The following is a 26545-nucleotide window of genomic DNA, read 5'->3' on the forward strand; positions in this document are numbered from 1 at the left end:
TGGTGGACGAACCGGCCCGCCGACGACCAGAAGGTCAGAAACGACGAGGCGCCGCTACCTCAGCAGCGACGCCTCGACGTATGCCAGGAACTAGCCGGTGACCAGCGCGACCGAATTGGCCCGGCGCAGCTTGCCCGACGGGGTCTTCGGGATGGTGCCCGGGCCCAGCACGACCACGTTGCGGGGACGGACGTCGACCTCGGTCACCACCTCGTGCGCCACCTGATGCTCGATGCGGCGCACCTCGGCGGGATCCTGGTAGGCGTTGGACTCCACCGCGACCGCGAAGGTCTCCCGGGAGTGCCCGGCATCCAGCCGGACGGCGACCGCGCAGCCGGGGCGCACGCCCTCGACGCGGCCGGCCGCACGCTCGATGTCGGTCGGGTAGATGTTGCGCCCGGCCATGATGATGACGTCCTTGACGCGGCCGCAGACGACGACGTTGCCGTCCTCGGTGAGGTAGCCGAGATCGCCGGTGTCGTACCAGCCGTGCTCGTCCTGGGTGGGCAGGAAGCCGGCCATGGTGATGTAGCCGGGGGTCACCGACTCACCGCGCAGCTGGATGACCCCGACGCCGCGGGCCGGCAGCACGTTGCCGTCCTCGTCGACGACGCGCGCCTCCAGATCCTGGAGCAGTGGGCCGAGCGTCGCGAGCCGGCGGGTGTTGCCCTTGCTGGCGGGCACCGCGCGGCGCAGCGCGGCCAGCAGGTCGGCATCCACCTCGTCGACCACCAGACCGGCGTTGCACGGGGAGAACGACACCGCCAGGCAGGTCTCGGCCATGCCGTAGGCCGGCAGGATCGCCGAGGACTGCAGCCCGAACGGCTTGCCCGCGTCCAGCAGGTCTTCGACGTCGGCGGGCTCCACCGGCTCGGCACCGGACAGGGCGAAGCGCAGGGTGGACAGATCGAAGTCGCCCGGCTTGGCCTGCCGGCGCAGCCGCTTGGCCAGCAGCGCGTAGGCGAAGTTGGGGGCCGCCGTCATGGTGCCCTTGTACTTGTCGATCAGCTTGGCCCACAGGAGCGTGTCGCGCAGGAAGTCCATCGGCGTCACCTTGACCAGCTCGGCGCCGAAGTACATCGGGATGGTGAGGAAGCCGACCATGCCCATGTCGTGGAAGCAGGGCAGCCAGCTGACCATGACGTCCTTGTCGACGTCGTACTGCGCGCCGATGAACATGGCCTCGGCGTTGGAGTAGATGTTGCGGTGGGTGATCTGGACGGCCTTGGGAGATCCGGTGGACCCGGACGTCAGCTGCATCAGCGCGAGGTCGTCCTCGTCGGTCTCGACCGGGTCGATGGGGTCGGCGGCGAGCAGGTCGCCCACCTTGAGCACCGTGATGCCCTTCTCCTCGAGCACCGGGATGGCGACGATGAACGGCTCCGAGACGATGACGGCCTTGGCCTCGATCATGCCGATGACGGTCATGGTGTCCTCGGCCCAGACCGCCAGGTCGGTGCGCGGGGTGGGCTGGTGCAGCATGGTCAGGCTGGCACCGCGCATCCACACACCCTGCGCGGTGGGCGCGATCTCGACCGGGAAGCCGGCCAGCACACCGATGGCGTCGCCGGACCCGATGCCCGCGGCAGCCAGGCCGCCGGCGATGCGGCGGGCGCGCTCGTGGACTTCACCCCAGGTGTGGCGGATGGGGTCGTGCGGCTCACCGGTGACCATGCCCCGCGCGCTCTCCCTGGCGCTGCGGTACATCTTGTCGGTAAAACGGCTCACGGCAACCTCCTGGATGTCTGGAGGCGCGTCGCATGCGACGTCGACCCCAGTGTCATTGCACGTTTCCCTATATTCCGCCTGCTAGCGCACACTTTTCGAGAGGCGCGCGCACACAATTGGGAAGCAGTTGTGTCTCGAAACGGTGATGGACCAGCGAACCCAGTTCCCCCGAACGGCTCTGTTGCGTAGGGAACGCCCGGATAAGCGCCAGTCTCCACCGTCAGCCATCTTAAGAGACCCTTAAGTAACTGCCAAACTGTCGCGAGAATTGAGGGATGGGTCACATCCCGTCGCTGCGCGCGCCCGGGTTCCACATCCCGTCGCTGCGCTCGCCCCGGGTGCCATATCCCGTCGCTTCGCTCGCCCAGGTGGTCACACCTCGGCGATCACCCGCGCCCCCGGCACCGGCCCGCTGGCCACCCGCACCGTGCGGCACACCCCTGCCCCCGACAGCGTGGCGCCGATCTCGACGGCCGACTCCGCCGACTCGCACAGGAACGCGCAGGTCGGGCCGGATCCGGAGACGATGCCGGCCAACGCCCCGGCCTCGGTCCCGGCACGCAGCGTGCGACGCAGATCCGGGCGCAGGCTCAGTGCGGCCGGCTGCAGGTCGTTGCCCAGCAGGGCCGCCAGTTCCCGCGGATCACCGGCGGCCAGCGCCTCCAGCACCGGCTCGACACCGTCCAGCCGCGCCGGGGCCTCCCGGTCCGGCGCCTCGCGCAGCCGGTCGATCTCGCCGAACACCGCGGGCGTGGACAACCCCTTGTCGGCGAAGGCCAGCACCCAGTGGAAGGTGCTGCGGGCCAGCACCGTGGCCAGCTGCTCGCCGCGACCGGTGCCCAGCGCCGTCCCGCCGTGCAGCGCAAAGGGCACATCGCTGCCCAGCTTGGCGGCCAGCGCGTGCAGATCACGCCGGGCCACCCCCAGTTCCCACAGCGTGTTGATGGCGACCAGCACCGCGGCCGCGTCGGCGCTGCCGCCGGCCATCCCACCGGCCACCGGGATGGACTTGGCGATCGAGATCGCGACGTCGGGCGCCCGGCCGACGTGGTCGGCCATCAGTTCGGCGGCGCGCCACGCCAGGTTGCGGTTGTCGGTGGGCAGCCCGGCCACGCCCTCCCCCGTCATGCGCACCGACAGCAGGTCGGCGTTGCGCACGGTCACCTCGTCGAACAGTGACACGGCGTGGAACAGGGTGGTCAGCTCGTGGTAGCGGTCCTCGCGCAGGTCGCCGACACCGAGATAGAGGTTCACCTTGCCCGGCACCCGCACGGTGACCGAACCGGTGGGCACCCACTCGGACGCGGTGTTTCCGTCTGATGAGCGCACGGGACGACCTTATTCGCTCGGCATCGGCTGCGGCCAACGACCGGTGCTGTCAGGCTGGACCGGTGGGCAGTCCCCGATTCGGCGGATACCTGCCGGACGAGGCGGTCGGGCATGGCGGCTATGCCGTCGTCTACCGGGCGCACCACCGCGACGGCGGTGGCCCGGTCGCCCTCAAGGTGCTCGACGAACGCTACCGCCAGCCGCCGCACCTGGACCGGCTGGCCCGCGAGTTCGCCTTCGCCGAGCGCCTCGCCCATCCCCATATCGTCCGGATGCACCGCTTGGGCGACGGCTGGCTGGCCATGGAACTGGCGCGCGGCGGCACGGTCACCCACCTGACCGACCGCCGGGCCCGGCTGCGGGCACTCACCGAGATCGCCGGCGCCCTCGACCACGCGCACCATCGCGGCATCGTGCACTGTGACGTCAAACCGGCGAATATCCTGCTTTCTGAACCGGATTCGGGCCGGGCCGTGCTGGTCGACTTCGGTATCGCGCACGCCGTGGCCGAGGACGTGTGGCATCACCCCGGGCATCCCGATGCGTCACTGCCGTACGCCGCGCCCGAACTGCTCACCGGCCACCACCCCTGCGCGGCCACCGATCAGTACGCGCTGGCCTGTACGGCCGTCGAACTCCTCATCGGGGCACCGCCTTTCGGCGCCGACACCGCGCGGGACCTGATCGCCCAGCACGTGAGCGCGCCGGTGCCGCGTTACCACCCACACATCGACTGGATACCGCACGCCTTCGACTCCATCCTGGCCAAGGCGATGGCCAAGGATCCGGACGCGCGTTACCCGTCCTGCACCGAGTTCCTGACGCTGGTCGACCGGGCGCTCACCGGGTGAACTCGCCGGCGATCTCGCGACGGCAGACGAACTCGGTGAGCGCGTCGCCCGTCAACCCCATCCCGGTGCCCAAAGACGTTTTCACATAAGCGGTTTCGGCACGCATCCAGCGGAACGGGATCAACCCGGCCGCGGCGAAGCCGGTCACGGACTCGTAGGCCGCGACGTCATCGGGAACGGGCCCCAGGAACACCGGCACGCCGGCGGCGCCGCACCGGCGCGCGAAATCCAGAACGCTGGTCGACGCTCCCACCGCGCACGCGGTACCGGAGTGATACGTCTCGTGCACCACGGCGTCGAAGCCGGCCGGGTCGATCGCCCGGTAGTCGAGCCCCGGATAGGGCCGCAGATACAGCACGCGATCCCCGAACTCGACGGGACCGGCAGGCCAGGGCGGCGGCTCGAATCGCGGGCGCGGCAGCTCGTCCAGGCCGGTGATCGGCACCTCGCCGTCGCTGTGTACGTAATGGCTCAGTGGTGTCGACGGTTGCAGCCGCGCGGCCGCGTGCACCAGGCGGGAGCCGTCGGGGTTGCGGAACGTCACGTAGACGCCGCCGGGCACGGTGTCGATGACCTCGAGAGCGTCACGGAAGTTGCTGTGCCCGTTGGCTTCCGGGTGATCCAAGGGCCGGTTGCTGGCGACGACGACCACGGGCAGTTGCACGTGGGTCAGCGCGAAGGCCAGCGCGGTGGCACCGTAGGACAGCGTGTCGGTGCCGTGCGTGACGACAACGCCGGCGTGTTGGGGGCCGACCGCCGAGGTGACCGCGGCCGCCATCGCCGTCCAGTCCGCGGGACGGGCGTTCTCGCTGAGCAGCGACAGCGGTTCGATGACGTCGAATCCGTCGGCATCGCCGTACGCCTGCAACAGCAGGCGGGTCTGACCGGGCACCAGCCCGATGACATCACCCGAGCGTCGTGAACCGATCGTGCCGCCGGTGAAGACGACCAGAACGGTCCGGCGTGCTCCGCTCAGCTGAGCGAGGGCTCGGCGTCGCCGACCGACTCCACCCGCTCCCGTTCGGGGGCCTCCGCCGCCAGCTCACCGGAGCGCTGCAGCAGCCGGACGAAATCGGTGATCGACAGTGTCTCGCCGCGCCGGGCCGGATCGATGCTGGCGGCCAGCAGCCGTTCGGCCGACTCGTTGCCGGACCCGGCCCATTCGGCGAACGCGTTGCGCGAGGTCTTGCGGCGCTGCGCGAAACCGATGTCGATGAGCTCGAATACCTGCTGGCGGAACGACTCGTCGGTCGGCCACGGGGAGGTCTCGTACCGGTCGATGCGGACCAGACCCGAGTACACCCGCGGGATCGGCCAGAACACCGTCGGCGACACCATGCCGTAGCGGCGGACGTTGCCGAAGAACCTGATCTTGGCGCTGGGCACGCCGTAATCCTTGCCGCCCGGCTCGGCGGCCAGCCGCTCGGCGACCTCCGCTTGGACCATCACCATCACCGTCTTGATCGACGGGAATTCCGACAGCAGGTGGATCAGCGCGGGCACCGCGATGTTGTACGGCAGATTCGCCACAAGTGCAGTGGGCTGCTCATCCAGATCAGCGGAGCTGATGGTGAGGATGTCGCGGTTGAGCACCGTCAGCCGGCTGATCTCGCTGTGCGAATGGTTGGCGATGGTCTTGGGCAGCTGGTGGGCCAGCACCGGATCGATCTCCACGGCGGTGACCCGCGCGCCCCGATCCAGCAGCCCCAGCGTCAGGGACCCGAGCCCCGGCCCGACCTCCAGGACGCAGTCCTGGCGATGGATACCGGACGCTGACACGATGCGCCGCACCGTGTTGGCGTCATGGACAAAGTTCTGTCCGAACGCCTTGCGTGGCCGGAAATCGATCTCCCGCGCCAGATGCCGTATCTCGGTTCTCCCGAGGAGTCGGATCGTCATCGGACCCTCCCGCTACAGACCGGCCAGGCACCCCATCCTTGACGTGCCCTCGTTACTTCAGCAATCGCGATCTGCTCCTCACGGGTAGCCAGATCGGCCCGCTGAGCATACCGCAGACCGCCCTGTCGTTCCCATGTGTTCTGATCAAATTGAACACCACCGAAATATCCGTTGCCGGTGTTGATGGCCCAATTACCTCCCGATTCGCACGATGCGATGGCGTCCCAGGCGCTGCCGTTGGTCACCGGCGGCACCTCGGTGCCCGGTTTGGCGCCGACCCGCAGCACAGCGTCGCGCGCCGGCGCGAGGACGACATTGGCTACTGGCAATCTCCCGGTTTCGATCCCGTTGACCTTCGCCACAGCAAACGTGACGTCCTGGAGGCCGGGCGTTCCGGGATCTTCGACGACCTGCCGGCTCATGTTCATCGTCGTGTCCTCGATGCGGCGACTGGCCGGCGGCAGCGGCAGCTGCTCGGTCACCTTCTCGATCCGCACACGCGTCACCTGGATCTGCATGCCGTCGACGACGGGCGCCGAAGCAGGCGGGTTGACGGTGTCGCGCTGTTGCAGCGGGGCGCCCGCGGCATCGAGCAGGCCGGCCACGTTGGGAGCGGCCAGGTGCACGGTGCTTTTCACCCCGCCGTCGTCGATCTGCACCGTTTTCGCGCTGACCACGGGCAATGCCATTCCGGCCAGGGGGACGCGGGTGCCGCGGGAGGCCGCGGCGGGAGCGGTATCGGTCAACGCCAGCTGCGCCAGGGCGTCCTGGACAGTGGACGCGGTGGTCCACACTTCTTTGCTGTTCTGACCGTCCAGGGAGATTTGCACGGGACGGCTGCGGCTCAGCACGATGGTGTCGGCGTCGTGCACCGGGGTGTCGGCGGACGGGTAGAGATCATCGCGGTCGCCGACGGTGAAGCCGTTCTCCCGCACCACGTCGATGACCTTGGACTTCATCGTCGTCACGGTGATCGGCGCCCCGTCGACGGTCAGTGTCACGGTCTTGTGGGAGGTCACCGCCAGGCCGCCAGCAAACACCAGCGTCAATAACAGCGCGCCGACGAGCAGTCGTAACGCAGGCGATCGCACCTCATGGATTCTGTTCAAAACACTCAAGAGTCTGTTGTCCCCGGCTCTCGACCCATGCGGGCCCGCGGAATCCGCGGCCCGGCTGGCCGCCCGCGTTCTATAACAGGAAGGTAACGAAGATCGATGGTCGGCGCCAATCTAAGCGGCCGGCAGCCGGTAGGTGCGTCGGGCGTTGGCGGTACTCACCTCGGCCAGCTCGGTCGCCGGCCGGCCCGTCAGCTCGGCCAGCGCCCGCACCGTGTAGGGCAGGCAGTAGGGCTCGTTCGGGGCGCCCCGGAACGGGTGCGGGGTGAGGAACGGTGCGTCGGTCTCGACCAGCAGCAGATCGTCCGGGATGACCCCCGTGGCCTCACGCAGCGCGTGCGCATTGCGGAAGCTGACCGTGCCCGACAGGCTCAGCATCCAGCCGTTGGCCACGCAGGTCTTGGCCATCGCGGCGTCGGAGGAGAAGCAGTGGAAGATCACCGTCTCCGGGGCGCCCTCGGCGGCCAGCACGTCGAGCACCTCGGCGTCGGCGTCGCGGTTGTGGATCATCAGCGGCTTGCCGGCCCGCTTGGCCAGGTCGATGTGCCAGGCGAAGGCGTCGCGCTGCTCTGCGGGGTCCGCGCAGCCGTCCAGCTTGCCCGGCCAGTACATGTCCATCCCGGTCTCCCCGACCGCCACCACGCGCTCCTGGGCGGCCAAGGTTTCGAGTTCGGCCTTGGCGGCGTCGTCGAGGGCGTTGGCCCGGGTGGGGTGCAGCGCCACCGCGGCGTACACCCGGTCATCCCAGCCGGCGGCCTGCGCGGCCCAGCGCGCGGCGTCCAGGTCGTCGGCGATGGTGACCACCGCCTGCACCCCGACCGCAGCGGCCCGGTCCAGGATGTCTGCGACATCCTGCGCGGTCTCGGCGCCGCAGGCGTCCAGATGGGTGTGCGCATCGATCAGCGGGGTCAGCGGCTCCGGGGCGGGCGGCTTCTGTCTCTTCGAGCTCACGACCCACACCCTAAGGTGAGAACCAAATGAGCAACTTGTCTTCCCCCGGCGCGAGGACGCGCACCCCCGGGGATCCGTACTACATCACCACGGCCATCGCCTACCCCAACGGTGACCCGCACATCGGGCACGCCTACGAGTACATCGCCACCGACGCGATCGCCCGGTTCAAGCGCCTGGACGGGTTCGACGTGCGCTATCTGACCGGTACCGACGTGCACGGCCTGAAGATGGCCGAGACGGCGGCCAAGCTCGGCTTGACCGCCGCCGAGCTGGCCAAGCGCAACTCCGATGTGTTCGAGCGGATGCAGGAACGACTCGGCGCCTCCTACGACCGCTTCATCCGCACCTCCGATGCCGACCATTACGAGGCGTCCAAGGAGATCTGGCGCCGCATGAACGAGGCCGGCGACATCTACCTGGGCAGCTACCAGGGCTGGTACTCGGTGCGTGACGAGCGGTTCTTCGCCGAGGACGAGACCGAGGAACGCGACGGCGCGCGGTATGCCATCGAGACCGGCACCGAGGTGACCTGGACCGAGGAGCAGACCTTCTTCTTCCGGCTGTCGGCCTACACCGACCGGCTGCTGGCCCTCTACCGCGAGCACCCGGAGTTCATCGGGCCCGATGTCCGGCGCAACGAGATCGTGAGCTTCGTCTCCGGGGGGCTGCGTGATCTGTCGATCTCGCGGACCACCTTCGACTGGGGCGTCCCGGTTCCCGACCATCCCGACCACGTCATGTACGTCTGGGTGGACGCCCTGACCAATTACCTGACCGGTGTCGGATTCCCGGACACCTCGTCGGAGGCCTTCGGCAAGTTCTGGCCGGCGGATCTGCACATGATCGGCAAGGACATCATCCGGTTCCACACGGTGTACTGGCCCGCGTTCCTGATGTCCGCCGGGATCGAGCTGCCGAAACGGGTTTTCGCGCATGGCTTCATGAACGTCAAGGGCGAGAAGATGAGCAAGTCCCTGGGCAACGTGGTCGACCCGCTGGTGTTGATCGACGAGTTCGGCCTGGACCAGGTGCGCTACTTCTTCCTGCGTGAGGTGCCGTTCGGCCAGGACGGCAGCTACAGCGAAGAGGCCATCATCGGCCGTATCAACGCCGACCTGGCCAACGAGCTGGGCAACCTGGCGCAGCGGTCGCTGTCGATGGTGAACAAGAACCTCGACGGCGTGGTCCCGCAGCCCGGCGCGTTCACCACCGAGGACACCGAACTGCTCGAGGCTGCCGACGGTCTGCTGGAGCGGGTGCGCGGTCATTTCGACGAGCAGGCCATGCACCTGGCGTTGGACGCGATCTGGTCGGTGCTGGGCGCGGCGAACAAGTACTTCTCGGCACAGGAACCGTGGGTGCTGCGCAAGACCGATGCCGAGCGCTTCGCCACCGTGCTGTACACGACGCTGGAGACCGTGCGGATCGCCGCGCTGCTGACCCAGCCGGTGATGCCGGAGTCGATGACCAAGATGCTGGATCTGCTCGGGCAGCCGGCCGACCAACGCGACTTCACCGCCGTCGGCACCCGGTTGGCGCCGGGGACGGCGCTGCCGAAGCCCGAGGGCGTGTTCCCGCGCTACCAGGCGCCCGGCGAGTGAGTTGTGGAGCCGCAGCCGTAATGATTACTGGCGCGACTCCACAAACCGCGTGATGCGCGTCACGTCCTGTCACACTTCGGGGATGGGCGGTGTCTTGAGGGCATGACTGAGAACAACACCCCCCAACACGTCATCGTCCTCGGCGGCGGGTACGCCGGCGTCCACGCCGCCAACCACCTGCTGCAGCGACCCGGTACGGCCGTCACGCTGGTGAACGCCCGGCCCGATTTCGTCGAACGGATCCGGCTGCACCAGCTCTCGGCGGGTACACATGACGCCACCACCGGTTACGACACCCTGCTCGGCGAGGGCGTGCGTCTGGTGGTCGACCGCGCCGAGCGCATCGACACCGCGGCCCGCCGGGTCGAACTGGCCTCCGGCACCACGCTGGACTACGACTACCTGATCTACGCGGTCGGCAGCACCGCCGGGGCGTCACCCGAATCCGCCTATGCGATCGGCGAATTGGAGGGTGCGCGCCGGTTGCGGGCGCGGCTGCAGGACGTGCCGATGACAGCACCCATCGTGGTAGTCGGTGGTGGGCTGACCGGTATCGAGGCGGCATCGGAATTCGCCGAGACCGGACGCACCGTCACCCTGGTCGCCGGGCCCGTGCTCGGCCCGTCGCTGGGCGCGCAGGCTCGCCGGTCGGTGGCCAAGCAGCTGGCCAAGCTCGACGTCACGGTGGTCGAGGGCCCGACGGTGACCGCGGTCGGCGAGCAGGACGTCACACTGTCCGACGGGCGCACCCTGCCCAGCGCCGCCACGGTGTGGACGGCCGGGTTCGGGGTGCCCGAGCTGGCCGCCGCCAGCGGACTGCGCACCGATGATCTGGGTCGGCTGCTCACCGACGAGACGCTCACCAGCGTCGACGACGACCGGGTGGTCGGTGCCGGTGACGCGGTGGCGCCGTCGGGTGTGCCGCTGCGGATGAGCTGCCAGGCCGCCATCCCGCTGGCCGCCCAGGCCGCGCGGACCGTGCTGGCCCGGATCGCGGGCACCGCCCCGGTCCCGGTGAACCAGGCATTCGCCGGTCAGTGCATCAGCATCGGCCGCTCCTACGGCACCATCCAGCTCGCGCACACCGACGACACGCCCACCCGGCTGTACATCGGCGGCCGAGTGGCCGCGTCGCTGAAGGAGATGGTGTGCAAGGGCACGCTGTGGCAGCTGCGTCGCGAGGCGGCCAAACCCGGTTCGTACGTGTGGATGCGGGGCGGTAAGCGCGCCGAGCGATTGCACACGGTGCACGCGTGAGCGAGCATGCCGAGCGGTTCACCGCGCTGCGGCCCCTGCTGTTCACCATCGCCTACGAAATCCTCGGTTCGGCAACCGAATCCGATGACGTGCTGCAGGAGAGTTACCTGCGCTGGGCCGAGGTGGACCTGGACACGGTGGCCGACACCAAGGCCTACCTGGCCCAGCTGGTGACCCGGCAGTCGCTCAACGCGCTGCGCGCCGCGGCCCGACGTCGCGAGGAGTACGTCGGGCCGTGGCTGCCGGAACCCGTTCTGGTAGAGGACGCCTCGGCCGACGTGGTGCTGGCCGAGTCGGTGTCGATGGCGATGATGGTGGTGCTGGAGACCCTCACCCCCGACGAGCGCGCGATCTTCGTGCTGCGTGAGGTGTTCGGGTTCAGCCATGACGAGATCGCCGCGGCGGTGGGCCGCTCCCCGGCCGCGGTGCGCCAGATGGCGCACCGCGCCCGCGAGCACGTGCAGGCCCGGCGCAAGCGGTTCGACCACGTCGACGCCGCGGTCGGAGAACAGATCACCATGCAGTTCTTCGCCACCGCCGCGACCGGTGACGTGGCTGCACTGATCGAGATGCTGGCTCCCGATGTGGTGTGGACGGCCGACAGCGCGGGCAAGGTCAGCGCGGCCCGCCGGCCGGTGACCGGTGCCGACAAGGTGGCCCGCCTGGTGCTGGGCCTGATGCGCGGAGCCGCCGAACGCACCGACGCGCGCATCGACCTGGCGGTGTACAACAACGCCCCCGCCCTCGTGCTCTACCTGGGCGAGCAGCTGGAAGGGGTGATCACCATCGAGATCACCGACGGCAGGATCAGCCACTTCTACGCCATGCGCAACCCGGACAAGCTCGCCGCGATCACGGTCCCCCGCGCGATCACGAGGTAGCTTCTGTCAGGCTTGCCCGGTGCGGATCGAGCGGTTGGCGGACTTGGGTGAGGCCCCCGGGGTGCTCCGCGCCGTCGCCGACGCCGGCCGCCGCCGCGGTCTGCCACCGCCGGCGGCGCTGATCGGTGACTGGTTCTCCTCGCGGGCCGTCATCGCGCCGAGCGTGACCGCCGCCCCGTGCGAGCGGGTGTTCGACGTGCCGCCCGGGTGCGGCCCGCATATCGGTGGCGGCTGGTTCGGTTATCTGTCCTACCCCGATGGCGCGCCCCGCATCCCCGCCGCCGCGGGCGGCTGGTCGGACTGCGTGCTGCGCCAGGACACCGACGGCCAATGGTGGTACGAAAGCCTCTCCGGCGCTGCGCTTCCCACCTGGCTGGCCGACGTCACCGCGGCCAGGGCCGGCGCCTACACCGTGCAGTGGTGCGCACCCGATCGCGCGGCGCACCGGGCCGGCGTGCTGGCCTGCCTGGACGCCATCACCGCGGGCGAGGTGTACCAGGCCTGCGTCTGCACCCAGTTCACCGGCCGGATCACCGGTGACCCGCTGGACTTCTTCGTCGACGCCGTGGCCCGCACCGCGCCGGCGCGAGCCGCCTACATTGCCGGTGACTGGGGAGCGGTGGCATCGTTGTCCCCGGAGCTGTTCCTCAGCCGGCACGGCCGACGGGTGACCTCCAGCCCCATCAAAGGCACGCTGCCCCTTGCTGATTCACCGTCGGCGTTGCGGTCATCGGTCAAGGATGTCGCGGAGAACATCATGATCGTCGATCTGGTCCGCAATGACCTGGGCCGCCTGGCCGTCACCGGTTCGGTGACGGTCCCCGAGCTGCTGCGGGTGCGCCCCGCCCCCGGGGTGTGGCACCTGGTGTCGACGGTGGCGGCCACGATCTCGGCCGAGACACCGATGTCCGCGGTGCTCGAGGCGACGTTCCCGCCGGCGTCGGTGACCGGCACGCCGAAGGGACGGGCGCGCCAGCTGCTGTCGCACTGGGAACCGGATAGTCGTGGAATTTATTGCGGGACAGTCGGGTTGGCTTCTCCCGCGGCAGGAACGGAGCTCAACGTGGCGATCCGCACCGTCGAGTTCGACGCGCACGGGCGGGCCGTGCTGGGCGTGGGCGGCGGGATCACCGCCGATTCGGACCCCGACCGGGAGTGGCAGGAATGCCTCGACAAGGCCGCGTCGATCGTCCGTCAGTTCACAGGTGCGTCGTCGGGGTGAGCGCGGCCAGCCAGCGGCTCTCTCAGTCGCGTGCTTTCAACACCGCATCGTAGAGTTCGCGCCGGGACGGCGCCCCCGGATGACCGGCGATCACCTGCGCGCACGCGTCCTTGACCCGGGCGCCGTCGTCGACGAGTTCCAGGACCTCGGCCACCAGGGTCGCCAGGTCGGCCTTGGGCACCGCACCGGCCAGCACCACGGTGATCTCCCCCAGCACCCCGTCGGCGGCCCACTCCGCGAGCTCCCCGAGGGTGCCGCGCTTGATCTCCTCATGGGTCTTGGTCAGCTCCCGGCACACCACCGCGCGCCGCTGCGCGCCCAGGGTGTCGACTGCGTCGCGCAGGGTGTCGGCCAGCCGGCGCGGGGACTCGAAGAACACCGCGGTACGCGGCTCGGCGGCCAGGCCCGTCAACCAGGTGCGCCGCGCCGACTGCTTACGCGGCGCGAAACCCTCGAAACAGAATTTGTCGGCGCCGAGCCCGGAGACGGCCAGCGCCGTCGTCACCGCCGACGGGCCGGGCAGGCAGCTGACCGTCAGGCCGGCCTCGATACAACCCGTCACCAGCCGGTAGCCCGGATCGTTGATCAGGGGCATACCGGCGTCGCTGATCAGCACCACCGTCGCACCGCCGCGGATCTCCTCGAGCAGGGCCGGTACCCGGGTGGCCTCGTTCTGGTCGAACACGCTGAGCAGCCGTCCGGCCGGGGTGACACCCAGCGCCGAAGCCAGCGCGCGGGCCCGACGGGTGTCCTCGGCGGCGATCACGTCGGCGGTCGCGAGGGCGTCGACCAGGCGGCTGGATGCATCCGAGGGCTGACCGAGCGGCGTGGCCGCCAGCAGTAGTCGGCCACCATCGCTTTCGGCGGGCAGAAGCGGAGTGACCGGGGGTTCCACAACAGCACAGCCTACGATCGTCGATGATGACCGCTCCTCATACCGTGCAGCCGGAGCGCGCCGTACCCGTGATCAGCCCCGGCCCCCTGGTTCCCGTGCCGGATTTCGGGCCGACGGATCGCCTGCAGGGCTGGGTGATGACCGTCATCATCGGCGCGCTGGCCGCGCTGACGCGTTTCCTGCGGCTGGGTTCCCCGACCGACGCCGGCACCCCGATCTTCGACGAGAAGCACTACGCGCCGCAGGCCTGGCAGATGCTGAGCAACCACGGTGTCGAGGACAACCCCGGCTACGGCCTGGTGGTCCACCCGCCGGTGTCCAAACAGCTGATGTCCATCGGCGAGTGGATCTTCGGCTACAACGGGCTGGGCTGGCGGTTCTCGGCGGCCGTCTGCGGCGTCATCATCGTCGTGCTGACCGCGCGGATCGTGCGGCGGATCACCCGCTCCACGCTGATCGGCGGGATCGCCGGGCTGCTGCTGATCGCCGACGGGGTCAGCTTCGTCTCGTCACGCACCGCGCTGATCGACGTGTTCCTGGTGCTGTTCGTGGTGGCGGCTTTCGGCGCGCTGATCGTCGACCGCGACGACGTCCGGTCCCGGATGCACGTGGCCCTGATGGAGGGCCGTATCGCGCAGACCCCGTGGGGCCCGCGGCTGGGGGTGCGCTGGTGGCGGTTCGGCGCCGGTGTGCTGCTGGGGCTGGCGTGCGCGACGAAATGGTCCGGCCTGTACTTCATCGCCTTCTTCGGAGTGATGACGCTGGCCTTCGACGTCGTCGCCCGGCGCCAGTACCGGGTGCCGCGGCCGTGGCTGGGCACCCTGCGCCGCGACGCGGGTCCGGCGGTCTACGCGCTGGGCCTCATCCCGTTCCTGGTCTACCTGGCCAGCTATGCGCCCTGGTTCGCCTCCGAGACCGCCGTGGACCGGCATGAGGAGGGCCGCTCGATCGGCCTGGACAGTTGGATGCCCGATGCCCTGCGGTCGCTGTGGCACTACACCTATCAGGCGTATCACTTCCATTCCACGCTGACCAATGCCGCCGGCAACCACCACCCGTGGGAGTCCAAGCCCTGGACCTGGCCGATGTCGCTGCGGCCGGTGCTCTACGCGATCGATCAGCAGAACGTGCCGGGCTGTGGAGCGCAGTCGTGTGTGAAGGCCGTGATGCTGGTCGGGACGCCGGCGATGTGGTTCATCGCCGTCCCGGTGCTGGGCTGGGCGTGCTGGCGGGCGTTCGTGCGCCGCGACTGGCGCTACGCCGTGGTGCTGGTCGGGTACTTCGCCGGCTTCCTGCCGTGGTTCGCCGATATCGACCGGCAGATGTACTTCTTCTACGCCACCACCATGGCGCCGTTCCTGATCATGGCGATCGCGCTGATCCTCGGTGACGTGCTGTACCAGCCGAATCAAAACCCCGAGCGGCGGACGCTCGGCCTGATCGCGGTGAGTTGTTATGTGGCGCTGGTGATCACGAACTTCGCCTGGATGTACCCGATACTCACCGGGCTGCCCATTTCGCAGGCGACGTGGAACATGCAGATCTGGTTGCCCAGCTGGCGGTGAGGTGTCGCCCGGCGGCGGTTTCGGCTTGCTGACGCTGCGGCGTCACGGGCCCGGTGGGCCATCGGGGCGCCCGAGGTCGCCGTGTGCCGTGCGGTCGGTGGAAAGTTGCCGCCGAATCTCGTGGGGTACGTGCACACCCCGCTCACGCAGTTCACCGATGAAGCGGTCGGCGAGCGGGTCAGGCGCTGAAGGAGTGATGGCCACCAACTGCCGGAACCAGCGCGGCGAGAAGGACCGTACGGCTCCGGGAAAGCCCTCTCCGACCGCGCTGATCGGCGTGACGGCGACGCCGAGCCCCGTAGCGGCCAATTGGGGTGCGGATGCTGTCACCGCGGTTCGCATGACCGGATCGGGCCGGACACCGGCCTCGGCGAGCGCGTAATCGAGCCAAGAGACCAAGCCATTCTCGGGCGCGAAGTGAACGATGGGGACGCCGTCGAGTTGATCGAGTCGCACGGCGGACTGTTCGGACAGGAAATGATCCAATGCCGTTGTCAGGACGATCTCTTCCTCCGCCACCGGGATGACGGTGAACCGATCGGGAACCGAGGAGGGCTCGGCGACGAACGTCACATCGACCTCGTCGTCGTCGAGCACTTGCATCAGCACATCCATCGAGGTCGATTCCCGCACCGTGAACTTCACTGCGTCATCGGCACGGAGCCAGCGCTGGATCACCGGGGCGAGGAATGCGACGGAGAGACTCTGCGCGCAGGCGAGCCGTAACGACCCGCTGGCGCCTTCCCCCACGGCGCGCGCCGAGCGCACCGCCGCCACGGCGGAATCGAGTGCCCGCCGCGCGTCGGACAGGGCCGCCCGACCGGCGGGTGTCAGCCTCACCCCACGTCCTTCGCGTACGAACAGCTGCGTGCGTGTCTCGCGTTCGAGTGCGGCGAGCTGTTGAGACACTGCGGGCTGCGACGAATGCAGGGCTTCCGCGGCGCGGGTGATCGATCCGTGGTCGGCCACTGCCACCAGGGACTCCAGCGCCCGCAATGACACCATTTGCGCAGGCTACCCGTTCGGAATGCCCTCCTGCTGACGCGCCCTCAGCGCGCCATGCGCCGTGTGGTGATGATGGGCGAGGGTGTCGACTCCGAAGTCGCCCGTGGGATCCCGCCACACCGCGTGAACGTGGTTGGCGCGGCGTTGGGTGTTGTCGTACTCGATCAAGATTCCTGGACCTTGGATGCGGTAGTAGTGCGGTTCGCCGGCTTTCATGGCCCCGGCCCACGCGACGTGCAAGGGGTCCAACTGGTCATCTGCCTGGTACCGGACCCGGTACGACTGGGCGATCGGTTCCGCTGCCCGGCTGAAGTACAGGTCGAGCAGAATCCGGAGCGCATCCCGTTGCGTCGCTGTCATGGCGGCGGCCGGCAAGCCTTTCGGCACCCCGGTCAACGCGACTTGGGCGTCGTCTTCGGCCGAGTAACCGGAGCCTGCCTGCATCGCTTCATTGACCTGGTCGAGCTGGGTTGCCACGGTGCTGTCGGTGAACCGCCCTCGGAACACGTCCGGCAGCGGAAGGCGCTGATCGCCCTCGGAGACCAGGGAACGGTTTGCCCCAACCAGATCCGACACGGCCCGTGGATGAATCAGCGCCCGCGTCCGCTGGTCGTGGTCGAAAGATCTCATCAATTCGAGCGCGACGTCCTGCACGCTGACCAGAGGTTGCAGAACACTGCCGAGCAGCGGCGCAGCGGCCGGATCTGCGCCGAGGAAAAGCGGGGTCGTGGATACGACGCGCCCGTCGACGATCAGTTGATTGACCGAGACATGATGACCGCCGAATCGCCAGCCCCACAGTCGGTCACCAGGTGATCCGAACACGCTGAGGTAATACATTCCGGGGTCTCTGCCCCGGTCCCGCTCGAAGGTCATCGACCATCCCTCCAAGCGGTCGAGCACATTCTCCATGCCCATGACGGTGACCAGGGTGACGTACCCGGCCTCAGACAGTCCGGTCGCGAGAATCTGCATGACCAGGCGATGCTGCGCCGGGCGCTGTTCGACCAACGGGAGGCCGCCGTGGTCGGTCGGCGTGTAAAACCACAGCAACCGCTCGTCCTCCGAACTGCCCGGAGATCCGAAGGTGGCTCGTGCACGCTGCTTGTCGGACAGACTGTCAAGCCATCCCTGGACCTTCGCGGCCAGTTCGATGGCAACAGGTCGCGTCGCGTCGAGCGCGGTGATCTCGGCGAGAGTCCGGGGTCGCCGAGAGGTGAACGTATCGAAAGTCATCGCAAATATCTGGTTTTACTCTGCCTTGCCATACAGGTAGTCGATGAGACCGTCGACCGGCTCGTCCGCCTTCAGCAAGGCATCGAAACCGGCCTCTGACGACGCAATCTGCTCGGCGCGCTCAAGGACGCTATGGATGAGATCACGAGGGATGCAACAGATCCCGGTCTCGTCGGCGACGATCAGATCGCCGGCCGCTACCGGGATGCCGGACAGCCGGATCGTTCCGTTCACCTCGGTGGTGACGCTGCGCCACTTGCCGGTGACCGGAGTGTGGTCGCGCGACCACACGGGAAAATGCAGGGCGCGCGATCTCCCCAGATCGCGGACGCCGCCGTCGACTATCGCGCCCGCCAAGCCCTGTCGCTTGGCAACTGAGGCCATCAGGCCGCCCATGTTCGACACTTCGGCAAGGCCTTCGATAACCAGGATGTCCCCGGGTTTTGCACTCCTCAGGGCGAGGATTTCGGCCATTCGCCAGTCCTTGTCGGACACCGCGGCAAGTGCGGACCGCGACTGGTCCACGTTGCGCACCGTGGTGGCGTTTCCGACGATTCGCTGTTCCGGCATGGAGGGCCGCAGGCGTGACGTGGGGATCGCACCGCGGACACCCAACTCGTCGAGGACGTCGGACACGGTGCTGGACAGATCGTCGAGGGCGAGGAAGCGCTGAATCGTCGCGGTATCGGTCGCCGGAAGCGGGTCCCGGATCGTCGCCCAGCCGAACCTCGCGTTGACGGATTCCGTGGAACCTCGCTCAGTCATTCAACTCTCCTCGATCAATCACGTTGCTGAACAATCAATTCCGTCGATCATCACCGACGTCACCCCGAAGTGGCGCGGCATCCACGGCCGCCAATCGTTCAACCGTATCCAAAGCCGACCGGGCGTGCCCTCCGATCTTCGAATGGCAGCCATTTGTCGATCTTCTAGATCGTCGAATCGCAGTAATCGCAAGCGCCAAACGGCATCTCGGTACTTGCCAACGAGTTCCAATTCACTTAGCGTTCAACATGACTCGCTGGTCGAACGCGAGATCCGAAATTCACTTTCATCAGGGCGTCAGCGGATGACGGTACTATCAATGGAGATGGCACATGGACTACCTGCTTTCAGGAAAGACGGCGATCGTCACGGGCGGGGCGTCGGGCATCGGACTGGAGACGGCGAATCAATTGATTGCCGAAGGCACCAACGTTTTGGCGGTGGACCTCGATATCGCCCCCCTGGCTTCTCGGCAGGATCCTCGGCTGCGCCCGTTCCAGTGTGACCTCACAGGTACGGACTCGGCGTCGGCTGTGACCGCCGCAGCGCTGGAGGCGTTCGGCTCCATCGACATCCTGATCTCGTGCGCCGGGATCGCTCCGGTGCGTGGCAGCACACTCGAAGGAACCGACGCCGATTGGCGGCACACGCTCGATGTCAACTTTCTGAGCATCGTACGGCTGTGCCGTGAAGTGGTTCCTCACATGAAGGCCGCCAGCGGAGGATCGATCGTCAGCGTGGCGTCCGATGCCGGCCGAATGCCCGACCCCTTCTTCGCCGAGTACAACGTGTCCAAGGCAGCGATCCTCATGCTCATGAAGGCACTGTCGATCGAGTTCGGGGGCGCCGGAATTCGCGCCAACACTGTCAGTCCGGGGCCGGTGCGCACACCGATGTGGGATCGGCCGGGTGGATTCGGCGATTCCGTCGCCGAGTCCTTCGGCATGGAGAAGGAAGCTGCGATCGAACATTTCGCCGTCAACGTTCGCAAGCTTCCTCTTGCCCGGCTCGGCAGGGTGGCGGAGGTGGCAGCGGTCATCGTCTTCCTCGCGAGCCCGCTCGCATCATTCGTCACGGGTGCCGAATACACGGTGAACGGCGGCAGCATCCCGACCGTTTGATGTGGAATTCGTTATCTGACAATAGTTTGAGCTATACGCGGCTGGGCCGCTGTCGTCGTGTGACGCGCGCTCTCGCCGGTGACACAGATGGAAATGGATGTACCCGCGATGGCCGGATCGATACCTACCGCAACCAATGTCGACCATGTCAGTTGGTCGGTCCAAGACCTCGATGCCGCCGTGTCCTTCTGCGTGGAGGTGCTCGGAGGTCAGGAGATCTTCAGGGCCGGCCCGTTCTCCGATCCCTCGGGCGACTGGATGTCCACGCATTTCGACGTCGAGGACCGGGCGTCGGCAACTCTCGCCTACGTCAGGCTCGGGGCGACTCAGGTAGTGGAGTTCATCCAATGGAGCACGGAGAATCGTGAAGAACTGTGGCCGCGTACCAGTGATGTGGGGGCCACACATCTGGGAATTCACGTGCGCGACATCGACCAAGCGAATCGGTACCTGCAAGAGCATGGATGCAGCGCGTGCGGCAGCCCGATACTCCTGGACGGTGTGCCCCATGCCGGCGTGAGGATCCTGTACGTTCGGACGCCCATCGGACTGCTGCTCGAACTGGTGTCCCGCCCCGCGCGTGACCTTCCCTACGAAGCCACCACCGAGGCCCGGCTGCTTGAACCGAAGCACGAGTGGAGCAACCGACAAGCCATACCTGGAAAGGAAATGCCATGAGTGTCGAGACCGTTGCCGGCCCGGATGTCGTCCCGCTTCCCCGAGAGATCATCAAGGACGCTCGGATGATGATCATCGGGTTCCGGCCGGCGGATCCGGCCGCGGCGCGGCGGGCCCTTCCGAGCCGGTTGCAGCCGCACCCCGACGGAGTCGTGCTACTCAACCTCTGGGCCGCACAGGATCCCGGACGCTCCTCGGGAATGGGGACGTACGAGCGCCTCTCGTGCGGCTATATCGCTCCAGAAGTCAGCGGATACGACACCCAGACAAGCGATGGCAATGCGACAGGGCATGGCCGCTTCTTCGCACATCACTGGTTGGAGTCCGAGGGCATGCGTTCCTTCGCCAAGGCATCATCCGGAAACCGAGCCGACATCGGACGGGTGCAGCACACCGAGCCTCAGCCAGGCGAACTGGTCCAGGAACTCTACGTCGACGGCAAGGTCGTCGTGAGAACGACGTCGTCTGTCGGTACCGAAAGGTTGGCATCGATCGGCGGGCACCTGAACTACTTCACGACCTTCGCCGGTGCGGACGGTGGTGAGCAGATCGCCCGGATCGCGGTACCGTTCGTCGCCGACGTGATGGAGGCTCAGGTCAAGTCGATCGAATGGCTCTTCGATGCCGGTCATCCGGCCGCGGCGCTCGCCCCGAGTTCGGACCCGGATGTGGCCAGTGTCCTTTACGGTGACATCACGTGGGCACCGTTCACAGTCGCCGAAATACTCTGAGGCCGTCCGGAGCGTCAGGCCCGTTCCTCGGGACATAACGCGACACCGGCCCCCTCGCTCGGCCAAAGCAGCTCAGGTTATCGAGAATTCACGTCAGGTAGGAACTCCGAGAGGTAGCCGACGATGGCTTACGACCTTCACCCAGAGGCCCGCGCGCTCATCGAGTCACGCCCGTGCGCCCACCTGGTGACGATGCGACCCAACGGGCGCCCGCACGTGTCCTTCATCTGGATCGACGTGACCGGTGACGGGCGGATCCAGTTCGGAACACCTCCGTGGCGGGTCAAAGGAAAGAACCTCGCACACGATCCGAATTGCATTCTTTCGATCCAAGACAGTCAGAAGCTCGAAAGCGGATTGACCCGACATCTCCTCATCGAAGGAGTTGCGTCGATCGACAACGATCTTGAACGCGGCCAGAGATTCATGGACCAGCTGTTTCACAAGTACACAGGCGCACCCCGTTTCGGGCTCAACGAAGGCGGACATGTCCTCGTCACCGTTGAGATCACGCGCGTCTCTGGCGTGGGCCCGTGGCACACCGGTAAGACGACATCGTATGGAACCCCGATCTGACGCTGCCCCCGTGGCGCTTGAGAATCCGATGGAACGACTGATCCAGCTCAGTCACCGGATCTCCTCGTACCGCCGCAACGCGTCGGCCCGCTCGGCCTTGTGGTCCACCATCGGCGCCGGGTAGTCGGGGCTGCCGTACTCCGGCACCCAGCGCCGTACGTACACCTCGTCGGGGTCGAACTTCTTGCCCTGGGTGTCGGGGTTGAACACCCGGAAGTACGGGGCGGCGTCGGTACCGCAGCCGGCCGCCCACTGCCAGCCGTGCTGATTGCTGGCCATGTCGCCGTCCACCAGCTGGTCCAGGAACCAGCGCGCGCCCCATTGCCACGGCAGGTGCAGATCCTTCACCAGAAACGACGCGGTGATCATCCGCACCCTGTTGTGCATGAATCCGGTTGCGGCGAGCTGACGCATCCCGGCGTCGACGATCGGGAAGCCCGTCTTCCCCGTTTTCCACAGCTCGAACCGCGTGCGCGCCTCGGCGTCCTCGTCCACGGCGATCGCGTCGAAGGTGCGGTTCCAGTTCCACCAGGCGCTGCGCGGCCAGTGATGCAACACGTCGGCATAGAAGTCCCGGAACGCCAACTCGCGCAGGTAAGCTTGGGCCCCTTCGCCTTTCCCGAGATCGGCGGCCATCGTGCGCGGATGGATGGCGCCGAACTTGAGGTGCGCCGACATCCGGCTGCTGGCTTCGCGGTCCGGCCGGTCGCGGTCATCGGCATAATCGGCCAGCCCGTCGGCAACGAAGCGCTTCCACGCCGCGCGTGCCGCCGTCTCCCCGGCCGGCAGCTCGAGCTCTGCCACGCCGGTCGGGATGTCCACCCCGCCGTCCAGGCCGGCCGGGTCGATCCAGCTGGCCGACTTGGCCGTCGTCTTGGCGGGCGCTCGCCACCCGTGCCCGGTCCAGGCCCGGAAGAACGGCGTGAACACCTTGTACGGGGTGCCGTCGTCCTTGGTGACGCGTCCCGGGGACACCAGATACGGTGAGCCGGACTCCTCCAGCGGTACCTCACCCAGGGCGTGGCGCACCGCGGTGTCGCGGCGCTTACCGAATGGCGAGTAGTCCCCCGACACGTGCACCGCGGTGGCACCGATCTGCTTGACCAGCGCCGGGATCCGTTTCTCGGGCCGCCCCTCGACGACCAGCAGCCGGCCGTCGAGCCGGTCGTTCAGGTCACGCAGCGCGTCGTACAGATACTGCAGCCGGCGCGGACCGGAGCCGGCTTTCAGCCTGGGGTCCAGGACGTAGCAGGCCAGCACCTGGCCGTCGGGCTCGGCGGCGTTCAGCAGCGGCGGCAGGTCGTGCAAGCGCAGGTCGCGCCGAAACCACAGCAGCGTAGGCATACCGCCGACGTTACAGCGGCTCGCGCGCCGCCGGGCAGGACATGCATCGCGGCCCGCCCCGCCCGCTGCCCAGCTCCGAAGCCGCGATGGTGAGCACCTCGATACCCGAATCGGCAAGGCGGGCATTGGTTTCGGTGTTGCGTTCGTAGGCCACCACCACCCCGGGGGCCAGCGCCAGGGTGTTGTTACCGTCATCCCACTGTTCGCGCTCGGCGGTCACCGGGTCCAGGCCGGTGTCGATGACACGCAACGTGTCGATCCCCATGGCGTCGGCCGCGGCCCGGACGAAGGGCCGCTCATCGTCGATCTGCACCCCGCCGTCGGGCGTGCGGTGCATGGTGAACGCCGACAGTGAGTCGACGATGTTCGGGTACATCACCACCGCATCGGTGTCCACCATGGTGCAGACGGTGTCCAAGTGCATCTGGGCGCGCTGCTGGGCGATCGGCACCGCCAACACGGTGTGCGCCAGATCGTCCTCGAACAGGCTGCGCGCCAGGGCTTCCGCACCCGCCGGTGTGGTGCGTTCGCCCACCCCGACCGCCACCACCCCGGGCCGCAACAGCAGCACGTCGCCGCCCTCCACCGGCGCGGAGCGGGATTCGTAGGCCCGCCGCACCCCGAGGAAGCGGGGATGGTGCGCGTAGATCAAATCGGTCAACGACGATTCCCGCGACCGGGCCGGCAGGGCCAGCGAGGTGATCGCCATCCTCGGACCGATCCAGAAGGACGAGTCCCTGGTGAACATCAAGTTCGGCAACGGCTCGATCACGAAATCCGCGCCGTGGTGCATGCGGCGCACCAGGGACAGCTCACTGCCCGCGAACGGTAACTCGTTGAACGTCATCCCGGCGATCAGGACGTGCGCCAACGTGGCGGCGTCCAGAGTCCGCAGGTAGGCCGAAAGTTCTTGCGCCAGAGGTACACCGAGCCGACGCGCGTCGACGGCAGCGGAAATGCCGTGCATCCTGGCCGCGCCCGAGGCCAGCGCCTCGGTGAGCAGATCTGCCAGCAGCAGCACCTCCACACCGCGGCCGGCCAGCACGGCAGCGAAGGCGTCGTGCTCCTCCTGCGCCTTGGCCACCCACGGCAAGCCGTCGAACAACAGGCTGTCGTTGTTGCGTGGGGTCAGCCGCTGCAGTTCGGCACCCGGCCGGTGCAGGATGACAACCTTCAGGGTGCCGACTTCCGAATTACATCCCAATACCTGGCCCGATTCCACACCGCAGACGTTATCTCAACTATGGTTGAGGTGTATGGAATCCCATGAGCTGACACCGGGTGAGCTGGCACACCGCAGTGGTGTGGCGGTGTCGGCGTTGCACTTCTACGAGCGCGAAGGGCTCATCGCGTCACGGCGCACCAGCGGCAATCAGCGGCGCTACCCGCGCGAGACGCTGCGCCGGGTGGCGTTCATCCGGATGTCGCAGCGGCTGGGCATCCCGCTGGCGCGGATCCGCGAGGCGCTGGCCTCGCTCCCCGCCGACCGGGTGCCCACCAGCAAGGACTGGGCCAAACTGTCGGCCGGCTGGCGCCACGACCTCGACGAACGAATCATGCATCTGGAGCGTCTACGCGACAACCTGGCCGATTGCATCGGCTGCGGTTGCCTGAGCCTGAAAACCTGCATGCTGTCCAATCCGGGCGACATGCTTTCCGAACACGGCCCGGGCGCCGCCAAGCTATAGCCATCGAACGCTTGTGCGATAACATCGAGGTGTGTCTCTGGCCGTTCAGGGGTCGCTTTTCGACCACTCGGAGCGTCGCTACCTGGGCGACGGCGCCTGGATCGACGTCCGGGCCGGCTGGCTCAACGGGTCTCCGGAAGGCGAGGACGGCTTCTTCGACGAACTGCTCACGGCCATCCCGTGGCGTGCCGAACGCCGGCAGATGTACGAGCGGGTGCTCGACGTGCCCCGGCTGGTGAGTTTTCACGACCTCACCACCGAAACCGCCCCGCACCCGGGCATCGCCAGGCTGCGGGTCCGGCTCAACGACATCTACGCCGGCGAACTGGGTGAGCGCTTCACCACCGCCGGACTGTGCCTGTATCGCGACGGTGACGACAGCGTGGCCTGGCACGGAGACACCATCGGCCGCAGCAGCACTGCCGACACCATGGTGGCCATCGTCAGCCTGGGTGCGCGAAGGGTGTTCGCGATGCGGCCCCGCACCGGTGGACGCAGCTTGCGGTTACCGCAGGCCCACGGTGACCTGCTGGTGATGGGCGGGTCCTGTCAGCGCACGTGGGAGCACGCCGTCCCCAAGACAGCCCGGCCGGTGGGACCGCGGATCAGCATCCAGTTCCGGCCGCGCGACGTGCGTTAGCGGTCAGCCGCGCACGTCGGCCACGGCCTTGGTGAGCAGATCTCGCGCCTTGCCGGTGTCCACCGGCACCACCGGCTTGTTGGGCTCGACCAGCGGATTGGCGGTGACCATCACCAGGAACGTGCCGAAACTGGCCACATAGTTGAACAGTTCCCCGGTGCGGGGCGCCCCGCCCACCATCGTGCGCACCACCCGATGGGTGCCCAGCACCCGCGCATCGTCGATCTTCGGCGACTCGACAACCTGCACCTGCCCGGCGATGCCGGTGCCGGTGTAGTCGACCTTCTGGCAGGCCGGGCCGGGATCGTTGAAGCCGATGGGGTCGGAGGTCTCCAGCGCGATGACGATGAACCGGTTGCCGTTGCCCTCGGCCGTCGTCGCCGCCATGTTGCCCTTCACCCCCGGCGGCAGGGCCAGCCCGTTGGCGAACTTGGCGCAGTCCGGCGGTGCGATCTTGACTCCCGGCGGCATCGGCTGGGCGGCCAGCATCTTCGGGTCGATACCGGTCGGGGCCACGGTGGTCACGTGGAACTCCGGGCCGAACTGCGACTTCAGATCGACGACGTGGGAGATATCGGGCTGGGCGGCCGGCTTCGTGGCGGAGCACGCGGTGAGGGCGGCAGCACAGGCCACGAGGGCGGCCGCTCGTGGAGTGAGCATCGCCGCCAAATCTACCGGCGTCACCGTGTGACCACCGAAACCACCTGTGCCAGCAGGTGTGGTGCGGTATCGGCGGGCAGGGTCTGCTGGGCCGATCCCGGATCGGTGACCACGGTGACGGAGGCGATGTAGGTCCCGGTCAGGTACGCGGTGACGGTGTCGGCGTGCATCCGGGTGACCGTGCCGCCTTCGACGGTGGTGGTCGCCACCGCACTCATCGCCGCGGTCGGTGTGTCGGGGATCGTCGGGGCGGGTCCGGGCGTCACCGCCGCGCTCGTGTGCCCACCCCTCAGCGACCACGCCGCACAGCCGTCCGGAGCGGCGGCCCGGGCGCCCGGTCCGGCGACCACGGCGTAGACGATCCCACCAGGCCCCGACGCCGACCAGCCGCGCACCGGGGTGCCGGCACCCGGGTCGGCAAGTTCGCCGCAGTGCTCCGGTACCGCCGACCACCCCGATTTGAAACCCCAAAAGGACGCCAGCGCAACCGGCTCGGCGATATCGGCGACCTCGTATCCAGCGGGCAGGTCGGCCCGGGCCCTGGCGACGGCCGCGGGCCGGACGGGGCCGGGCGCACCGGACGACGACACCGGGGTCGAGGAGGGCGGCGCGACATCGGACGGCGCCCCGCATGCCGTCACGCCCACGGTCGCCACCAGGCAAATCGCCATCGTGCGCACGCCGCTGTGATACCACATCCCGGTGGGTGTCGGCGCCGAGCGACGTTTTCGGCGTGGCGGCCGACGGCGACGCCGCCGACCGATTCACACCGGGGCACCCACGTTTCTGGCAGGATTCCCCGGC

General features: G+C 68.0%; 26 protein-coding genes. 12 read left to right on the forward strand and 14 right to left on the reverse strand.

Annotated features, from left to right (window positions below; translation table 11 throughout):
- Nucleotides 1-90 precede the first annotated feature (90 nt).
- Together AWB94_RS22235 and AWB94_RS22245 are read right to left on the reverse strand one after the other, a co-directional pair.
- Nucleotides 91-1728 carry a fatty acyl-AMP ligase gene (locus AWB94_RS22235; protein ID WP_062654795.1) on the reverse strand — a complete coding sequence of 546 codons (1638 nt, stop codon included), beginning with the start codon at nt 1726-1728 and terminating at the stop codon, nt 91-93.
- A 372-nt stretch (nt 1729-2100) separates the two neighbouring features.
- Nucleotides 2101-3057 carry a 4-(cytidine 5'-diphospho)-2-C-methyl-D-erythritol kinase gene (locus tag AWB94_RS22245; protein WP_062654793.1) on the reverse strand — a complete coding sequence of 319 codons (957 nt, stop codon included), beginning with the start codon at nt 3055-3057 and terminating at the stop codon, nt 2101-2103.
- Nucleotides 3058-3119: 62 nt separating this feature from the next.
- On the opposite strand from AWB94_RS22245, the gene AWB94_RS22250 reads away from it, so the two are divergent.
- The gene (locus AWB94_RS22250; protein ID WP_062654792.1) at nt 3120-3908 is read left to right on the forward strand and encodes a serine/threonine-protein kinase; all 789 of its coding nucleotides are present in this window, start codon (nt 3120-3122) and stop codon (nt 3906-3908) included.
- On the opposite strand, the gene AWB94_RS22255 is transcribed toward AWB94_RS22250, so the two are convergent.
- The 4 genes from AWB94_RS22255 to AWB94_RS22270 all read right to left on the reverse strand — a co-directional run bounded on the left by AWB94_RS22255 (nt 3898) and on the right by AWB94_RS22270 (nt 7882).
- Complete coding sequence (locus AWB94_RS22255; protein WP_084394949.1) at nt 3898-4884, reverse strand: asparaginase; 987 nt, start codon at nt 4882-4884, stop codon at nt 3898-3900. The genes AWB94_RS22250 and AWB94_RS22255 overlap by 11 nt on opposite strands.
- Complete coding sequence (rsmA, locus tag AWB94_RS22260; protein ID WP_062654788.1) at nt 4881-5807, reverse strand: 16S rRNA (adenine(1518)-N(6)/adenine(1519)-N(6))-dimethyltransferase RsmA; 927 nt, start codon at nt 5805-5807, stop codon at nt 4881-4883. The genes AWB94_RS22255 and rsmA overlap by 4 nt, the downstream gene beginning before the upstream one ends.
- Nucleotides 5804-6925, reverse strand: a complete 1122-nt coding sequence (locus tag AWB94_RS22265) for a resuscitation-promoting factor (RefSeq protein ID WP_062654786.1) — start codon at nt 6923-6925, stop codon at nt 5804-5806. The genes rsmA and AWB94_RS22265 overlap by 4 nt, the downstream gene beginning before the upstream one ends.
- 111 nt (nt 6926-7036) lie before the next feature.
- Nucleotides 7037-7882, reverse strand: coding sequence for a TatD family hydrolase (locus AWB94_RS22270; protein WP_062654784.1), 846 nt, complete (start codon nt 7880-7882; stop codon nt 7037-7039).
- 17 nt (nt 7883-7899) lie between these two features.
- Here AWB94_RS22270 and metG point away from each other — a divergent pair, with 17 nt between their 5' ends.
- The 4 genes from metG to AWB94_RS22290 all read left to right on the forward strand — a co-directional run bounded on the left by metG (nt 7900) and on the right by AWB94_RS22290 (nt 12837).
- Nucleotides 7900-9477, forward strand: coding sequence for a methionine--tRNA ligase (metG, locus tag AWB94_RS22275; protein ID WP_062654782.1), 1578 nt, complete (start codon nt 7900-7902; stop codon nt 9475-9477).
- Nucleotides 9478-9579: 102 nt separating this feature from the next.
- Nucleotides 9580-10734 (forward strand): NAD(P)/FAD-dependent oxidoreductase, encoded by a 1155-nt coding sequence (locus AWB94_RS22280; protein ID WP_062654780.1) that lies wholly within the window; start codon nt 9580-9582, stop codon nt 10732-10734.
- A complete protein-coding gene (locus AWB94_RS22285; protein WP_062654778.1) occupies nt 10731-11615 on the forward strand; it encodes an RNA polymerase sigma-70 factor in 885 nt (294 codons plus the stop codon). Before AWB94_RS22280 ends, AWB94_RS22285 begins: the two co-directional genes overlap by 4 nt.
- 19 nt (nt 11616-11634) lie before the next feature.
- Nucleotides 11635-12837, forward strand: a complete 1203-nt coding sequence (locus AWB94_RS22290) for an aminodeoxychorismate synthase component I (RefSeq protein WP_062654777.1) — start codon at nt 11635-11637, stop codon at nt 12835-12837.
- Between the two features lie 22 nt (nt 12838-12859).
- On the opposite strand, the gene rsmI is transcribed toward AWB94_RS22290, so the two are convergent.
- On the reverse strand, nt 12860-13732 hold the full coding sequence (gene rsmI / locus AWB94_RS22295) for a 16S rRNA (cytidine(1402)-2'-O)-methyltransferase (protein WP_234811838.1): 873 nt from the start codon (nt 13730-13732) through the stop codon (nt 12860-12862).
- A 26-nt stretch (nt 13733-13758) separates the two neighbouring features.
- Between rsmI and AWB94_RS22300 the strand changes: the two genes are divergently transcribed.
- Nucleotides 13759-15297 (forward strand): dolichyl-phosphate-mannose--protein mannosyltransferase, encoded by a 1539-nt coding sequence (locus AWB94_RS22300; RefSeq protein WP_062654776.1) that lies wholly within the window; start codon nt 13759-13761, stop codon nt 15295-15297.
- 42 nt (nt 15298-15339) lie between these two features.
- Here the strand turns inward: AWB94_RS22300 and AWB94_RS22305 are convergent, their stop codons facing one another.
- Genes AWB94_RS22305 through AWB94_RS22315 form a run of 3 tightly spaced genes read right to left on the reverse strand, consistent with a single transcriptional unit; the run spans nt 15340 to nt 18174 of the window.
- On the reverse strand, nt 15340-16302 hold the full coding sequence (locus tag AWB94_RS22305) for a LysR family transcriptional regulator (protein ID WP_062654775.1): 963 nt from the start codon (nt 16300-16302) through the stop codon (nt 15340-15342).
- 9 nt (nt 16303-16311) lie between these two features.
- Nucleotides 16312-17538, reverse strand: coding sequence for a DUF3500 domain-containing protein (locus AWB94_RS22310; protein WP_062654774.1), 1227 nt, complete (start codon nt 17536-17538; stop codon nt 16312-16314).
- A 15-nt stretch (nt 17539-17553) separates the two neighbouring features.
- Nucleotides 17554-18174 carry an RraA family protein gene (locus AWB94_RS22315; protein WP_165605260.1) on the reverse strand — a complete coding sequence of 207 codons (621 nt, stop codon included), beginning with the start codon at nt 18172-18174 and terminating at the stop codon, nt 17554-17556.
- Nucleotides 18175-18635: 461 nt separating this feature from the next.
- Between AWB94_RS22315 and AWB94_RS22320 the strand changes: the two genes are divergently transcribed.
- The 4 genes from AWB94_RS22320 to AWB94_RS22335 all read left to right on the forward strand — a co-directional run bounded on the left by AWB94_RS22320 (nt 18636) and on the right by AWB94_RS22335 (nt 21409).
- Entirely contained in the window at nt 18636-19424 is a 789-nt protein-coding gene (locus AWB94_RS22320; RefSeq protein ID WP_062654772.1) for an SDR family NAD(P)-dependent oxidoreductase, read from the forward strand.
- An 87-nt stretch (nt 19425-19511) separates the two neighbouring features.
- A complete protein-coding gene (locus AWB94_RS22325) occupies nt 19512-20102 on the forward strand; it encodes a VOC family protein (RefSeq protein WP_062654771.1) in 591 nt (196 codons plus the stop codon).
- On the forward strand, nt 20099-20833 hold the full coding sequence (locus AWB94_RS22330; protein WP_062654770.1) for a hypothetical protein: 735 nt from the start codon (nt 20099-20101) through the stop codon (nt 20831-20833). The genes AWB94_RS22325 and AWB94_RS22330 overlap by 4 nt, the downstream gene beginning before the upstream one ends.
- Before the next feature lie 123 nt (nt 20834-20956).
- Nucleotides 20957-21409, forward strand: coding sequence for a pyridoxamine 5'-phosphate oxidase family protein (locus AWB94_RS22335; RefSeq protein ID WP_062654769.1), 453 nt, complete (start codon nt 20957-20959; stop codon nt 21407-21409).
- A gap of 51 nt (nt 21410-21460) precedes the next feature.
- Here the strand turns inward: AWB94_RS22335 and AWB94_RS22340 are convergent, their stop codons facing one another.
- Nucleotides 21461-22753 carry a cryptochrome/photolyase family protein gene (locus AWB94_RS22340; protein WP_062654768.1) on the reverse strand — a complete coding sequence of 431 codons (1293 nt, stop codon included), beginning with the start codon at nt 22751-22753 and terminating at the stop codon, nt 21461-21463.
- A gap of 10 nt (nt 22754-22763) precedes the next feature.
- Nucleotides 22764-23975: an arginine deiminase gene (gene arcA / locus AWB94_RS22345; RefSeq protein ID WP_084394947.1), complete on the reverse strand. Its 1212-nt coding sequence runs from the start codon at nt 23973-23975 to the stop codon at nt 22764-22766.
- Nucleotides 23976-24009: 34 nt separating this feature from the next.
- Between arcA and soxR the strand changes: the two genes are divergently transcribed.
- Both soxR and AWB94_RS22355 read left to right on the forward strand, forming a co-directional pair.
- Nucleotides 24010-24441 (forward strand): redox-sensitive transcriptional activator SoxR, encoded by a 432-nt coding sequence (gene soxR, locus AWB94_RS22350; protein ID WP_062654767.1) that lies wholly within the window; start codon nt 24010-24012, stop codon nt 24439-24441.
- Between the two features lie 31 nt (nt 24442-24472).
- Nucleotides 24473-25081 carry an alpha-ketoglutarate-dependent dioxygenase AlkB gene (locus AWB94_RS22355; protein ID WP_062654766.1) on the forward strand — a complete coding sequence of 203 codons (609 nt, stop codon included), beginning with the start codon at nt 24473-24475 and terminating at the stop codon, nt 25079-25081.
- 3 nt (nt 25082-25084) lie between these two features.
- Here AWB94_RS22355 and AWB94_RS22360 read toward each other — a convergent pair whose 3' ends face one another.
- Complete coding sequence (locus AWB94_RS22360; RefSeq protein ID WP_062654765.1) at nt 25085-25741, reverse strand: DUF5642 family protein; 657 nt, start codon at nt 25739-25741, stop codon at nt 25085-25087.
- A 20-nt stretch (nt 25742-25761) separates the two neighbouring features.
- Entirely contained in the window at nt 25762-26412 is a 651-nt protein-coding gene (locus AWB94_RS22365; RefSeq protein ID WP_131805188.1) for a DUF5642 family protein, read from the reverse strand.
- Between the last annotated feature and the right edge of the window lie 133 nt (nt 26413-26545).

The sequence above is a fragment of the Mycolicibacterium canariasense genome, assembly GCF_002101555.1.
GTDB classification, from domain to species: Bacteria; Actinomycetota; Actinomycetes; order Mycobacteriales; family Mycobacteriaceae; genus Mycobacterium; species Mycobacterium canariasense.

Coding starts and splice junctions, on each gene's coding strand:
- rsmA (WP_062654788.1), bottom strand. CDS start 5,807: ATGACGATCCGACTCCTCGGGAGAACCGAGATACGGCATCTGGCGCGG.
- metG (WP_062654782.1), top strand. CDS start 7,900: ATGAGCAACTTGTCTTCCCCCGGCGCGAGGACGCGCACCCCCGGGGAT.
- AWB94_RS22280 (WP_062654780.1), top strand. CDS start 9,580: ATGACTGAGAACAACACCCCCCAACACGTCATCGTCCTCGGCGGCGGG.
- AWB94_RS22300 (WP_062654776.1), top strand. CDS start 13,759: ATGACCGCTCCTCATACCGTGCAGCCGGAGCGCGCCGTACCCGTGATC.
- AWB94_RS22305 (WP_062654775.1), bottom strand. CDS start 16,302: ATGGTGTCATTGCGGGCGCTGGAGTCCCTGGTGGCAGTGGCCGACCAC.
- AWB94_RS22310 (WP_062654774.1), bottom strand. CDS start 17,538: ATGACTTTCGATACGTTCACCTCTCGGCGACCCCGGACTCTCGCCGAG.
- AWB94_RS22320 (WP_062654772.1), top strand. CDS start 18,636: ATGGACTACCTGCTTTCAGGAAAGACGGCGATCGTCACGGGCGGGGCG.
- AWB94_RS22325 (WP_062654771.1), top strand. CDS start 19,512: ATGGAAATGGATGTACCCGCGATGGCCGGATCGATACCTACCGCAACC.
- AWB94_RS22330 (WP_062654770.1), top strand. CDS start 20,099: ATGAGTGTCGAGACCGTTGCCGGCCCGGATGTCGTCCCGCTTCCCCGA.
- AWB94_RS22335 (WP_062654769.1), top strand. CDS start 20,957: ATGGCTTACGACCTTCACCCAGAGGCCCGCGCGCTCATCGAGTCACGC.
- AWB94_RS22340 (WP_062654768.1), bottom strand. CDS start 22,753: ATGCCTACGCTGCTGTGGTTTCGGCGCGACCTGCGCTTGCACGACCTG.
- soxR (WP_062654767.1), top strand. CDS start 24,010: ATGGAATCCCATGAGCTGACACCGGGTGAGCTGGCACACCGCAGTGGT.
- AWB94_RS22360 (WP_062654765.1), bottom strand. CDS start 25,741: ATGCTCACTCCACGAGCGGCCGCCCTCGTGGCCTGTGCTGCCGCCCTC.
- AWB94_RS22365 (WP_131805188.1), bottom strand. CDS start 26,412: ATGGCGATTTGCCTGGTGGCGACCGTGGGCGTGACGGCATGCGGGGCG.